This window comes from Psychrobacter sp. CX97 (assembly GCF_057396285.1).
Map to the genome: position 1 here is coordinate 51866 of NZ_JBXYJE010000005.1, position 14043 is coordinate 65908.

Annotated in this window: 13 protein-coding genes and 1 tRNA gene; 6 read left to right on the top strand and 8 right to left on the bottom strand. The window is 42.0% G+C overall.

Annotated features, from left to right (window positions below; translation table 11 throughout):
* The first annotated feature begins 429 nt into the window (after positions 1-429).
* Positions 430-3252 (top strand): aconitate hydratase AcnA, encoded by a 2823-nt coding sequence (gene acnA / locus AC2SLL_RS05390; protein WP_486530662.1) that lies wholly within the window; start codon positions 430-432, stop codon positions 3250-3252.
* Between the two features lie 120 nt (positions 3253-3372).
* Here acnA and AC2SLL_RS05395 read toward each other — a convergent pair whose 3' ends face one another.
* From AC2SLL_RS05395 to hisB, 6 genes are all read right to left on the bottom strand, one after another.
* Positions 3373-3498, bottom strand: a complete 126-nt coding sequence (locus AC2SLL_RS05395; protein WP_486530663.1) for a hypothetical protein — start codon at positions 3496-3498, stop codon at positions 3373-3375.
* A 208-nt stretch (positions 3499-3706) separates the two neighbouring features.
* Entirely contained in the window at positions 3707-4120 is a 414-nt protein-coding gene (locus AC2SLL_RS05400) for a PACE efflux transporter (RefSeq protein ID WP_486530664.1), read from the bottom strand.
* A gap of 61 nt (positions 4121-4181) precedes the next feature.
* Positions 4182-4847, bottom strand: coding sequence for an FMN-binding negative transcriptional regulator (locus tag AC2SLL_RS05405; protein WP_486530665.1), 666 nt, complete (start codon positions 4845-4847; stop codon positions 4182-4184).
* Between the two features lie 67 nt (positions 4848-4914).
* Positions 4915-5241 carry a hypothetical protein gene (locus tag AC2SLL_RS05410; protein WP_486530666.1) on the bottom strand — a complete coding sequence of 109 codons (327 nt, stop codon included), beginning with the start codon at positions 5239-5241 and terminating at the stop codon, positions 4915-4917.
* A gap of 887 nt (positions 5242-6128) precedes the next feature.
* Positions 6129-6764: an imidazole glycerol phosphate synthase subunit HisH gene (gene hisH / locus AC2SLL_RS05415; protein ID WP_486530667.1), complete on the bottom strand. Its 636-nt coding sequence runs from the start codon at positions 6762-6764 to the stop codon at positions 6129-6131.
* Position 6765: 1 nt separating this feature from the next.
* Positions 6766-7392 carry an imidazoleglycerol-phosphate dehydratase HisB gene (gene hisB / locus AC2SLL_RS05420; RefSeq protein ID WP_486530668.1) on the bottom strand — a complete coding sequence of 209 codons (627 nt, stop codon included), beginning with the start codon at positions 7390-7392 and terminating at the stop codon, positions 6766-6768.
* 229 nt (positions 7393-7621) lie between these two features.
* Between hisB and AC2SLL_RS05425 the strand changes: the two genes are divergently transcribed.
* The 5 genes from AC2SLL_RS05425 to AC2SLL_RS05445 all read left to right on the top strand — a co-directional run bounded on the left by AC2SLL_RS05425 (position 7622) and on the right by AC2SLL_RS05445 (position 10585).
* Complete coding sequence (locus AC2SLL_RS05425; RefSeq protein WP_486530669.1) at positions 7622-8059, top strand: hypothetical protein; 438 nt, start codon at positions 7622-7624, stop codon at positions 8057-8059.
* 77 nt (positions 8060-8136) lie between these two features.
* Positions 8137-8212, top strand: a tRNA-Phe gene (locus AC2SLL_RS05430).
* A 376-nt stretch (positions 8213-8588) separates the two neighbouring features.
* Positions 8589-9089 carry a DUF4385 domain-containing protein gene (locus AC2SLL_RS05435; protein WP_486530670.1) on the top strand — a complete coding sequence of 167 codons (501 nt, stop codon included), beginning with the start codon at positions 8589-8591 and terminating at the stop codon, positions 9087-9089.
* Between the two features lie 149 nt (positions 9090-9238).
* Positions 9239-9931 (top strand): phosphoglycolate phosphatase, encoded by a 693-nt coding sequence (locus tag AC2SLL_RS05440; RefSeq protein ID WP_486530671.1) that lies wholly within the window; start codon positions 9239-9241, stop codon positions 9929-9931.
* Between the two features lie 45 nt (positions 9932-9976).
* Positions 9977-10585 (top strand): class I SAM-dependent methyltransferase, encoded by a 609-nt coding sequence (locus tag AC2SLL_RS05445; protein ID WP_486530672.1) that lies wholly within the window; start codon positions 9977-9979, stop codon positions 10583-10585.
* A 215-nt stretch (positions 10586-10800) separates the two neighbouring features.
* On the opposite strand, the gene AC2SLL_RS05450 is transcribed toward AC2SLL_RS05445, so the two are convergent.
* Positions 10801-12225, bottom strand: a complete 1425-nt coding sequence (locus AC2SLL_RS05450) for an LptF/LptG family permease (RefSeq protein WP_486530673.1) — start codon at positions 12223-12225, stop codon at positions 10801-10803.
* Positions 12222-13808, bottom strand: a complete 1587-nt coding sequence (locus tag AC2SLL_RS05455; protein ID WP_486530674.1) for an LptF/LptG family permease — start codon at positions 13806-13808, stop codon at positions 12222-12224. The genes AC2SLL_RS05450 and AC2SLL_RS05455 overlap by 4 nt, the downstream gene beginning before the upstream one ends.
* Positions 13809-14043: the final 235 nt, after the last annotated feature.

Here is a 14043-nt window from a genome sequence, read left to right on the forward strand (position 1 = left end):
CTTATTTTATGTTATTTTCAGACAGATCAAAAAAAGAATTGTTGATATAAACCATGTCGTTAAATAGCTTATGGCATTGTTACGAATTTGCCACGATGCAACGACTTCTAGTCCTTAATAAGTCATATAAATTTTGTTATGTTATTATATATAGGTAATATATAGATATTGGATATATTGAATATGGAGTATTCATTATGTTGAGATAAATATACAAAGGGACTGATTATCAAACTTATCATTAAGTACTAAGATTATTAATTACTAAATATTGCTTAATTAGCCACCAAAACTGAATTGCCAAACTAAAAAAAGTTCAGTTTTCTACTTAAAAAAAGAAAACGTTGAGCCTGTTATGCTCAATACCAACCTGTGTACGTATCAGATAGCCACCTTACTTAACATCACCAACTAGAGAAGGAAGCCACTATGAGCGATATATTTAATGTTAAAGACAGCTTAACGGTAGCTGGCAAAAAGCATGCCTATTATAGCTTACCAAAACTTGCCGAAACTTATAACAACATAAACACTCTGCCCTATAGCATGAAGATTGTATTGGAAAACTTACTACGTAACGAAGATGGTGGACTGTCTGTTGGCAAAAACCATATTGAAGCCGTAGCAGAGTGGGATGCCCAAGCAGTACCTTCGCAAGAAATCGCTTTTATGCCAGCCCGTGTAGTATTACAAGACTTTACAGGGGTGCCTTCCGTTGTTGACTTAGCTGCCATGCGTGATGCTATCGTCAAATTGGGAGGTAATGCGGAACAAATCAACCCATTTATCCCAAGTGAGCTTGTCGTTGACCACTCAGTTCAAGTAGATGTTTATGGCCGTGAAGACGCCCTCGATTTGAATAAAAAAATTGAATTTAAGCGTAATAATGAGCGTTATGAGTTTCTGCATTGGGGTAAACAAGCGTTTGAAAACTTTGTCGTTGTCCCCCCTGCAACTGGTATCGTACACCAAGTAAACCTTGAATACCTTGCCCGTGTTGTCATGGCAAGCGAGCAAAATGGCGAGCTGACCGCTTATCCAGATACCGTATTTGGTACCGATAGCCACACCACCATGATTAACGGTGTTGGGGTATTAGGCTGGGGTGTGGGTGGTATTGAAGCAGAAGCTGCGATGCTCGGCCAGCCTTCATCTATGCTTATCCCCCAAGTGGTAGGTTTTGAGCTAACGGGCAAACTGTCTGAAGGGGTTACTGCAACTGATTTAGTATTACGCGTTGTTGAAATGTTGCGTGCTCATGGTGTGGTCGGTAAGTTTGTTGAATTCTATGGTCAAGGCCTACACAGTTTACCTCTCGCTGATCGTGCGACTATTGCGAATATGGCGCCTGAATACGGCGCAACTTGTGGTATTTTCCCAATCGACCAAGTAGCGATTGACTATCTACGCTTGTCAGGCCGAAATGAGACACAAATTGAACTGGTAGAGAAATACGCTAAGGCTCAGGGTCTATGGCATGATGTTGACACACCAAATGCGACTTACTCAAGCAACTTGACGCTTGATTTAAATACTGTTGAACCGTCACTTGCGGGTCCAAAACTACCCCATCAACGTATTTCCTTATCGGACATGTACAAAAGTTTCGGTAATACTTTGACCGAGATGACAAAAGACCGTAAGACAGAAGTTGTGGATAAAGTTCGCTTCGATCAAGAGGGTGGTGAACAAGAACAAGCAGAAGAATTAGCAGCTAAACCTGATATCGAAGTGTCAACCACTGATAGACAGCCCACTGCCAACAGTATTTACTCAACTGTATGCATTGATGATAAAGAGCATCACTTGAATGATGGCTCTGTCGTCATTGCCGCCATCACGTCTTGTACCAATACATCAAACCCTGCGGTCATGATTGGTGCCGGTTTAGTGGCTAAAAATGCGGCAGCCAAAGGGCTAAAAGCCAAGCCTTGGGTCAAAACCTCTTTAGCGCCAGGCTCGAAAGTTGTTACTGACTACCTCGAGAAAACCAACTTAATGAGTGAGCTTGAAAAAATCGGCTTCTACTTGGTTGGCTACGGCTGTACAACCTGTATCGGTAACTCAGGTCCTCTGCCTGATGTGATTGAAAAAGGTATTGAAGAAAACGATCTGGTGGTCGCCTCAGTCCTATCAGGTAACCGTAACTTCGAGGGTCGTATTCACTCTCATGTGAAGACTAATTATCTCGCTTCTCCACCATTGGTTGTGGCCTATGCGATAGCAGGTACTGTAGATATCGACTTAACTAAACATCCATTGGGTCAAGACCAAGACGGCAATGACGTCTTCTTAAAAGACATCTGGCCAACGACAGCTCAAATTGATGGATTGATTGCTGAAAATATCAATGCAGAGATGTTCCACAAAAACTATGGGGAAGTCTTTGATGGTAGCTCAGAATGGAATGCCATTAGCTCTGCGTCTAGTCAGATATACCCATGGAATGAGGCGTCAACCTACATCAAAAACCCACCTTTCTTTGAAGGTATGACGATGGAGCCAGAAGGTATTAAAGATATCGAAAATGCGCGTATCTTAGGCTTATTTGGCGACTCAATCACTACCGATCACATCTCGCCAGCCGGTAATATCGATGCTGATTCGCCAGCAGGTAAATACCTACAAGAGCGTGGTGTGTTAGAAGCTGACTTTAATAGCTATGGTTCACGTCGTGGTAACGATGCAGTAATGACGCGGGGTACATTTGCCAATATCCGTATCAAAAACTTGATGATGGACGGCGTCGAGGGCGGTTATACCTACTACTTCAAAGACGATAAAGCGACACTACAAGATGGCGAAAAAATGGCAATCTATGATGCAGCCATGAAATATAAAGAAGATGGCCGTACGCTTGTTGTCCTAGGTGGCGAGCAATATGGTACTGGCTCAAGCCGTGACTGGGCTGCCAAAGGCACCATCCTACTGGGTGTAAAAGCGGTATTGGCAGGCTCTTTTGAACGTATCCACCGTTCAAACTTAGTGGGTATGGGTGTCCTACCATTAACCTTTAAAGAAGGAGAAAGCATCCAGTCGCATAACTTAGATGGTTCTGAAGTGCTCAGCATCACTGGTTTAGATAATGGCGAAAGTAAAACCGCCACTGTTACTGCAACCCGCGCTGATGGTAGTACTGAGACCTTTGAGGTTAACGTGATGCTACAAACGCCAAAAGAGCGTGAATATGTGCGTCATGGCGGTGTATTACATTACGTACTTCGTGAATTGGCAACAGAAAACCAAGCTTAACTTCATTTCGTCACTTAATATGCATATAAATTAGAAATGCCCGACCAAAATTGGTCGGGCATTTTATTGAGAGTTTGTTTGGTATTTAGTAATTCCAGGCAGCTACTGCACCTTCTCCACTTAATGCCAACCAAAGTCATCTGCCGTCCACTTGCTTTTATCTGTTGGTAAATGACAGCCATCATCTTCCCCCGTCACCTCTTGATCCAACAAAGCGTTTAGCTTGGCATTTAGGCTCAATAACAAATCTTAATGCTGCTCAGGGTTGACTAAAAAACAGTCTACGCCAGTGACATGTTCGAATATTCAACATACCCTAATGCTATACCTTACTATGTCTGGACAAGGGTTTTGTTTAAAAAGAAATCAAAGTGTCCGGGTTGCGGTAAATGTGGCTCTTAACATTTTTTATCTTTGAGCAACGTTTAACGCCTTTTAGCCCCTTTTAAAAGCCTCACTCAGGTATCGGAAAGAGGGTATCATAAGCGATATTATAGAAAAAGGCATATACTAGATAAAAGAGTGCCATTGCAATATCCATAACAAAGGCTTCCCATAGAGTAATACCTAGATACCACGCAATGATTGGCATAAACATTAATAATAACCCACCTTCAAATAGTACAGCGTGTAGCACGCGTATCGGTACCGTTTTATGCACATCATTGCGGAGCTCTAATAAGGCTTTGTCAAATAATATGTTATAGCAATAGTTCCATACCGTAGCGACAATTGAGGCGGTAACTGCTATCACGCCAATGTTATAAATCTCATAACTAAACGTCCAACTTGCCAGCGGTGCAATTAGCAGTAGCCCAATTATTTCAAAAGCAAAGGCATGCCGAATACGGTCGTTTCTACTACGCATTACCTATACCTAGTGCTAAAAAAACATAATATTCAACACAGCTATTAACTTTTCATGTCATTTAACTTTGCACATCAATCAACTCTACCATCGCCGCTGCCTGAGCAGTGCCCACTTCTGTTAATCCTCTCACAACGCCGACTCTATTCTCTAATGATTTGTTTTGACTTAGCTTAAATTGCGCTTGGATATCAGAGATGTCAATCTGAATACCAACTATGCCTCGGCACATTGCTTGAATATAGGATTCTGGGGCATCGTTTAACGTCCAAGGTACTGGCTGAGTACTTTCAAACTCTGCGGTTAGGTGGGTCAATATCTGTACTAATTCTTCTGGTTCATTTAGTATCTTGGCTTGGCCACTAATATGTACACTTTGATAGTTCCACGTTGGCACTTCTTTGTGCGTCATAACCTTGCTAGGATACCAGTTGGGGCTGATGTAATGTCCTGCCTGTTGAAAGATGATTAACCAAGGCGACTTTAAATAAGACGCATTGTTTAATGGGTTTACTTTGGCAATATGCCCCATTAGAAACCCTTGTTTATTCTCAGAAGGTAACTCTAATTCAGAGTCTTGTGATTCAGAATCTTGCCAATACATGGGAATATGACACGCTTCTAAGCCACTTTCAGTCTGTACAATAACAGTCGCCAACGGATGGTTAGCAATAAATGTCTTGATAGCGTCAAGACTGGTTTCTTGGAAAGATTTAGGAGTAAACATAAATAATTGAGCCTGATACGAGGTGATGGCGCAGCATTGCCGCGTTAGGGTATCTTGTACATTATTTTTAAGATTTCAATAGGGTTGTCCAGCGATTTATAGCGTATAACACGTATGGCCAAAAGCAGGTATTTATTATATCGTGAATACTGGCACCTAACTGTGCACGCCCAATATTTGGATAGCTATAGCCCAAGTCTAGTACTTCGCCTAACATAGCGGCACTGGTTACTGCCAGTAGTGCCAGCAGCTGTCTAGTAGACTGCTTACGCAATATGGGCTGAGAGACGGCCAAACATATTAGATAGATGCCTATACCTGTGTAGATGTGTAAGGCATCTTTCTCAAGCCCTGTTATATAAACAAGATACATTTTGAAGTGTTGAAAATTCACATTAGTCTTCCGATATCCGAATAGCAGTAACGTTTCTGCTATAGTCTGTCTGAAATAAATTCGCTACGCTTTTGATCGCACTTAATATAATCCTTGTCATATGCGAGGTCGGTCGCCTTGGAGCAAAATCTTTTAAGTTTGACCCTATATAATAAAACCTAATAAAGTAAGTGATGATTTGTTAGATAACGGGTTAGATCATTTGTTCAATGCTTGTTTATAACTGTCCCTTCTTTATAACTATTCCTTCAATCATATACGATAAACCGTTAGGCTGATGTGAATTTTAGATGGATTTGACCCTTCTTAAGTTAGCTCACAAACGACTAGGTGCATTCAGAGTAACCGTTATAGCGTATTTAGAGACCTTATAAAAATACAGAACCAAACTTTTAACAGCGATTTGACTAGAGGTGCTTCACGATAGCTTAAGCTGTCCACTGTCTTATTCAAAAATTTATTTTATTTAAACCACGATAAGTGGCAGCAAGAAGACTCTGTAACCGCTAGCCCTGATTGAAGCGGTATCTTAAAATGCTATTCAAATGCCACGTAAATACTACGTAAACGCCTTTTTACACTAATCGTTACTTAGCGCCTTTTTTATTTAAAGCCCCTAAAGCTGGGTAATATAAATATGATTAAAAAGCAGGGAATGTTGACGTAAATGTCATACGGGGTAGGTTCTAACCTATCAAAGAAGGCGCTATAAGCTATACCAGAAAAGAAGATAATGCGTATTATTACAGTGGCATATTGCTTGTGGTCACGCCTCTTTGGGATTGGGGAAAATATAAAAATAATCTGTAATATGGCAAGTGCAATATGTAAATACATATCTTTCATAAGCAAAGCGTCCCCTAGTGGCCTAGTGGATTAAAAATAATTTAAACATCCCACTCAACAAAGTTCTTGAGCAGTTGTAATCCGTCGTTGTGGCTTTTTTCGGGGTGAAACTGGGTCGCAAACAGGTTGTCTTTAATGACGCTGGCACAAAATGGTTGACCATAATCGCAAACAGCGGAGACGACCGAAGTATCTTCAGGGGCGCAGTAATAGCTGTGCACGAAGTAAAAATGAGCGTGCTCATCTATACCTTGCCATAATGGGTGTGATAAATCCATGCCTGATATGGTGTTCCAGCCCATGTGCGGGATTTTAATGGTTGCGCCTTGCTCGTCCGTCCAGTTGGCATCAAACTTCTTGACTTGACCTGAGATAATATCGAGACATTGGGTGCGTTCAAACTCTAACGATTCAGTAAACAAGGCTTGCATACCGACGCAAATCGCCATAACAGGCTTGTTAAACACTGCGTCACGTACCACGTCATCAATACCCTGCGCTCGCATTTCGGCCATACAATCTCGCATAGCACCAACCCCTGGGAAGACAATCTTGTCAGCGGATTGGATAACATCATGGTCATTGGTGATGGACACCTCTGCGCCGACGGCTGCTAAAGCTTTACTGGCTGAATGTAGGTTGCCCATACCATAATCTAGTAATGCAATTTTGGTCATATTACAACGCTTCTTTGGTTGATGGTAACGTATTCAACGCCCGTTCATCATATTCACAGGCCATGCGTAGTGCACGGGCGAACGCCTTAAACGTACTTTCGATTTGGTGATGACTGTTGACGCCTTTAAGATTGTCTAGATGTACCGTCATCCAAGCGTGATTAACAAAACCAAAGAAGAATTCACTGAATAAATCCACATCGAACTTACCCACATACGCACGGGTAAAAGGGATATCCATATGCAGACCCGGACGTCCTGAGATATCAACCACTGCACGTGATAAAGACTCATCAAGTGGCGCATAAAAGTGTCCGTAACGACGAATGCCTTTTTTATCACCCAGCGCCTTAGCAAAGGCTTGACCAAGGGTAATGCCCGTATCTTCTACACTATGATGGTCATCAATATCGACATCGCCTCTGCAAGTGATGTCTAAATCAAATAATCCGTGACGCTTAATTTGCTCTAGCATATGGTCTAAAAAAGGGACACCCGTATCAATATTGCCTTGACCCGTGCCATCAAGATTAACCGTTACACTGATTTTAGTCTCGGCGGTATCACGGGTAACACTGGCTATGCGTGCTGGACGCTCGGCTGGGTTCGGACTGATTGGAGTAGTCATGGCGTATTGGCTCACTAATAATTGGCTTATTTATCGAAGTTTATAACAATAAAGAGTCTGTTTTTAACAGCAATGTCATGATAATAGCAAAGGTACTGAATTTAAGCCATATTCACACACTACCCAATAGTAATGTTTGCTAAAATATTGCTATTCATTTAATGAAACGAACAGCAAGTATGAAAACTAATTATCTAGTGATCCCTGTCGCTATAAGTCGAGAGAAAAAATGCCATTAGAAGCCATTGCAATTCATTCATTTGATGCCACCCTTATGCGTGAAACCAAGCACGAGGGCGAATTACGTGAGCGTATTACTAATTTATATGCCTCGAAAAATAACAATAGTCGTTCTACTCAAAACTACCCTGACGACATAATGCAGGTATTTGAAAATGCTTTCAAACGGGGTGGGCTGATGTATGTAGGCATGTTTAATGACAAGCCCATTGCGGTGGTTGGCTGCTTTGACGACGGGCAAACCGATACCAAACGACTGCAATATATGGCCATTCACCCTGAAAATGTGAATCGTGGCATTGATGCAAAATTTATTAAACTGGTTTATGACAAAGAGGTAAAAAAGGGTGTGCGCCAGTTTATGCCTGTTGATGAAACCATCCATCGCATCATGAGTGATTATGAATTATTGCGAGTCAAAAGTTAAACACTTATTTTGACTATATTCTAAATAACACTTGACACAATAGAAAATATTTAGTTTAATAGCGACCTCATAAAGACGGCTCGATAGCTCAGTTGGTAGAGCAAAGGATTGAAAATCCTTGTGTCGGCAGTTCGATTCTGCCTCGAGCCACCACCTTTATGCCGAATATTATGTTATACGAAAAACCCTCAAGCTAAATTTAGTTTGAGGGTTTTTTTATGGTTTGAGTGTTAGTTTACTTATTATCCAGTTTGCTTGAGTTCAGTGGGCTTGGGTTCAGGTTCAGTTTGTTTTGTTGCCATTAAACTCTAATCACGGCTCACATTGCTGTATTGCATCTAACCACCAGTCAATCGTTGAAGAAAATACCAGTGTATCCATTCACTCGTCAGTCTTATTATTTTGTAATAATTAAGCTTATCTTAATACTACTCATAACGTTACAGAGTCGATATGTTGCTGTGTTTTAATAACGTTTATACTGGCGTTAAATTCTAAACTTAACTCCTATCTTACTTATCCTATGCCTATGCGTGAATTTGACTACAGCCTAGATTATAAGAACCTAAACCTTCGTGAACATCCCGAACTTTACCGTGTGGGCCGTGGTGAACAAGGAGTGCTACTCGTTGAGCCGTATAAATCAGAAATTCTACCGCATTGGCGTTTTGCGACCCCTGATGTGGCGCGAGAAAGCAGTAATATAATTTATCAGATGTTTTTGGATTACTTAGCCAATAACGACTTTGTGGGTGCAGATATGGCACGCAAGTTTATCCAAATGGGCTATACTCGGGCACGCCGTTATGCCAATCACAAAGGCGGTAAGAAATATAAAGGCCCAGTGCCTGACGATAAAAAAGGCCAAAGCGGTGCGCATGGCCGAGAAGAGTTACCGCGTCAAGAGGAGGATTCCGTTAAGGCTGAATCCGCACGTATCTTTAAGGAAAAATGGGATTTATGCCGAGAGAATAAAACCTATCTTGCTATGAAAAAAGCACACCGTGATAAGTATAAAGACATTGAATAGTTTTCGAGAACTAACAGCACCCCACCCTTTTTACCAAAAAATATGTCTCGAAAATCATGCTATAAAAATGACTTTATACAGGAGGCCCTGTATAAAAAGCTGATTTATATAAAGACATCCTTAAAAAATAATAACCCTTTGAGGCATTTATGACCCCTTTAAAAAAACAACTCCTTATCTTTGACTTTGATGGTACTTTGATAGATAGCGTGCCTGATTTGGCGGATGCCGTAAATGATATGCTGGCCACACTTGGCAAAGAGACCTACTCCATAGACGCTATCCGCAATTGGGTCGGTAATGGCTCACGTCTACTGGTAGAACGTGCATTAATCGGCGATGTTAACGTCGCCGAAGGGCAATTAGCTGAAGATGAGGCTTCCTATGCTGAGTCTGTTTTCTTTGAGGCTTATGCCAAAATTAGTGGTCGCAAAACAGTCGCCTATCCTGATGTAGACTCAGGACTTAAACAGTTAAAAGAGGCTGGATTTATATTGGCTTTAGTAACCAATAAGCCCATTCGCTTTGTGCCTAAAATCTTGCAGTCTTTTGGGTGGCAAATGCTATTTGATGAGGTATTGGGTGGCGATAGTCTATCCACTAAGAAGCCTGACCCCGCCCCCTTGCTACATGTCTGTAAATCCTTAAACGTCGGAGCTGAGCAAACAGTAATGATTGGCGACTCAAAAAACGATATATTAGCAGGGCAAAACGCCAACATTGATACTTTGGGACTGTCTTACGGGTATAATTATGGTCAAGATATTCGTGACTTTAACCCAACTGAGGCATTTAATGACTTTCAAAGCTTGGTAGATTGGATAATTAGACACTATTCTTAACTTTGGTTATAGCCTCCTTTTAAAACAAACCCTTTAGGCCACATTATGACTCACAGACCCCCTGCCGACCTGTTAGATAAAGCCCAGACATGGCGTGAAGACATTGCATTTACTCAAGATGTACTGGGTACACCTATGCACTTTACCACCACGTGGGGCATATTTTCGCCCGAAAAACTTGATGCAGGCAGCTTAATGCTACTTGACTATGTGGACTTTCAAACCGATGACGACTCAATTGATTTGGGCTGTGGGTATGGCGTGTTAGGGATGACAGCAGCCAGAGAATGCCCACAAGGTCAACACACCCTTATAGACAAAGACTTTATGGCGGTAGACTATGCACGCCGTAACTGTGTAAAGAATGGCCTTAACAATGTTGACGTTCACTTATCCAATGGTTTTAACCACGTTGACCCGAACAAAGACTTTAGCCTAGTCCTGTCTAACCTGCCCGCCAAAGTTGGTAAAGAGCAACATTATTTATACTTACTAGACGCCTACAGCAAATTGCGCACAGGTGGGCGCTTCTATGTGGTCACTATTAATGGTTTACGTCAATTTATGAAGCGTGCATTTACCGAAGTATTTGGTAACGCTGATAAAGTAAAGCAAGGCAAGACATATACCATTAGTCGCGCCATTAAGGAGTAAATTAAGAAGTAAATCCTTTCCAAGAACAACAAAAGCCCTCATTTCAATCCAAAGGAGGGCTTTGTCGGCTTTGATTTAAGTATTTTGGTTGAGTGAGCTTTACTATAGTCAAAGAAGTCTGAAATGGTTACAAGGCAACCGAGTGCAAGTACTACTGGAGTAGGCTTAACGAGGTAAACGCCGTAACCGTTTAGTAGTTCGCTGACTATATAACGTTATTGCTGCCGTTTAATCAGATAAAAGCCTAATAAAGTACTGCCTATTATAGGAAGTATGACCATAAGCAAGGGTGATACCCCTGTCGCCAATGAGATAAATCCTGTTAGATCTTGTATATAGCTAAACAGCAACCCGAATAATAACGCCACCACAATGCGTAACCCGAGACTGTGCGTGCGTAGTGATCCAAATACGAAAGAACAAGCAACAATCACTAGCGAGAGAATAGCAAAAGGCGACAAAAGTTTTTGCCAAAATGCCAACTCATGTTCAAGCGAGCGGGTGCCTTGCGAGGCATTAAAACGCTTGTGTGCATAAAGCTGCGTTAGGGATAAGTCCTCAGCACGGCGAGTCAGCAAGTACACTGAGCTTGGTGCAATTGGTAGCGAAATAATATCGCTTAGCGCATTTTTCTGAGCGACTAGAGGCTCTTTATTTAGCACAATTGCTGCAGACTGTTTTGCATTGCTAATTGTACGAGCTGTGTCCGTATTCGCTATATTAGGCTGAACTGAGCTATCGACTGCTTCAAGTGTTTCTGGCGACTTAATCGCTGCTCTGTCGGCAAGCTCAAGCGTCGAGACATCATTGAGTTGCCATTGATATTGAGCCAATTCTCTATTAGCATCATTAGACTGTTTTGACTGTTTTTCAGAATTCTCTATAGCATTGTTTTTAACATTAGGTAAGTAAGTGCCACCACTGGCTTTAGAGACAAAGGTTAGATTATTATTGCCATCTAAATGCCAGCGCTTTACTTCGCCAATATTACCATTAGCATCCGCATAACCTATAAATACGATAGTACTACCCAATGCCCTGCCAGCTAAGGCGTCGCCAGTTGATGGCTCAACCTTGTCCTCTGCTTCCTTATTAGGCGTGTCAGTATTAGGCGTGTCAGTCTGTAAAAAGTCTGTTTGTAAGGTCCAATAGCCATTCACAGACGCTAATAGCTTTGTATCAGGCTCATGAATCTTATTAGCCATTAGATTGGTGTGCGGTAAGACATACTGGTTTACTGCGAGTGCCACTACCACAAATATAAATGCTGGTTGTAACACCCATGCCACGATACGATAAATACTGACGCCCGCTGCCCGCATGACTATAAGTTCAGAGTTATTTGCAAGTAATCCTAACCCCACTACTGCCCCTAATAACGCACCGGTGGGTATAAATTGCTCTAAAAAATATGGCGAACGATAGAGGATGTATTTTAATGCATCGATATAAGTATAAGTGTCAGAAAAATTCTCAAGCTCTGCTAAATAAGAGAAAACCACCTGCAAGCCCCAAAGGCCTAAAACCGCAAACAACATGGCAAATAAGGCATTTTTTTTGACGTAGCGAGACAGTATTTTGCTAGGCTTTGCTGAGCCAGCCTTTGCAGTGTGTCGTGTAACACGACTAGTTGCACTCATGACTGCCCTCCCGTCGTCTCGTCATTATTCGTGATGTCATTATTCATGGTGTCATTGATTTGTTCGTCGTTATCATTTTTATGCTTGGGTAGCTTGTCGGATAGGTTGTGGCGATAGGTTCTTTGACCTAAACCAAAACGCACCCTATGATGAATACGACTGGCCCAGTTGAGGTAAAGCGCCAAAATCATAAAGGCAACAATGACCAAAGGATACATCCACACGGAAAGACTGCCTTTAGCCACCGACGTTTTAAGAGACATAATGACCAAAGCGCAGCTGGTATAAATGATGATAGAAGGTAATAAACGCAACCAGCGCCCCTGTCTTGGCCTTACTTGCGCCAAAGGCACCGCCAACATAGGGGCAATAATTATCAGCCAAGGCAGAGATAAACGATAACCCAACTCCGCTTGAGCAGGGAGCATTTGCTGCTGTGAACTTCTTCGATCTTGTCGACCAGCCTCAGCAGCTGTCGTCTCATCGGCAGGCGCTATTAGTGGCAAGGAGGCTTGACCAGTTGCTGCTTTCCATAACACTGGAAGCGACTGCGTAGCCACATTATCATCAGTAACTGTATCTGAGGGCGGCTTATTGAGACTAATCCGATAACGCTCAAAACTCACTTGGTTATAAACCAAACTATCTGCACCAATCTCATAACGTCGGCCTTGATACAGATCAAGCTGAGTTTTACTACTGTCATCTGCGCCTTGTACTTGCTTAGCGCGCTTGGCTAATACAATCGTATCTCTCGTACCCGCCTTATTCGTCTTATTGGTTAGTTTTGTATTGGCAACGTCTGATTGAGGCACCTTTAATTTAGTATCATCGAGTGTCGCACCGTTTAGTTGTTCTTCAACGGATGTGACAGGGTTAGGAATAGCCGAAATGGCATTATCCACTTCCTCCTGCGATGTGGCAGTTGCAGTATTACTCGTTGCGTTATCTCCCTCTTCTACAATGCTTTTAGCAGCAGTAACCTTTGATACTGATGCTGATATTGCTGCATTCTGATTAGCGTCTTGGGTACGGCTGGCTTCCGAGCCGGCATTTTGAGCCTCGTCGGCCGTTTGTATCAGTATCACATCTCGCAGCTCGGTTCTGTCTTCATTCATACCGCCTACATACAGATGATAGTCATCACTATTGATAAATGTCTGCGGACGAATTAAATCAAAAGCACTGGTAAGTGCTTGCTGCTGCCAGATCGTTTCGGATTGCTTGACACCCCAAGGCTTACCATATAAGGACAGACCTGCTTCCAAGACAAATAAACAAATAATAAGCGGTGTGGTTAATCTGGCAAGCCGCCCACGTGATACGCCACTTGCATTTAGCACTGCCATTTCGTGATCAACGTAAAGTCTACCAAACACCAACATTAAACCAATAAAAAAGGATAATGGCAGTATCAGTTCAAGAAAATAGGGCAGATTGTAACCAATAATGGCAAACAACAAGCCAACGTCAAGACGTCCCTCAGCGGCAATACCAAAATAGCGAATCATACGCCCGCCAAGTAAGAGCACCACTAAAAACCCTAGCACCAGTGCGGTCGTTGAGGCAATTTGTTGGGTCATATATCGGCGTAAAATCACAGGAACACTCGAATCATAAATAAACAATCATTTAAAGTAGATAATATAAACTAAATATAGCTGCTGAACAGTAGCATGATATCAATATAGGTGCTTATCCTAGCACGTTTTTATTGTGATAGTGCAGTCCACAATGATGGCTGAGCCTCAACAAGGCCTATCTCAATATGTTAAACTAAGCAACCTAAGAGATATGCCAGATGACATACTTTAAGTA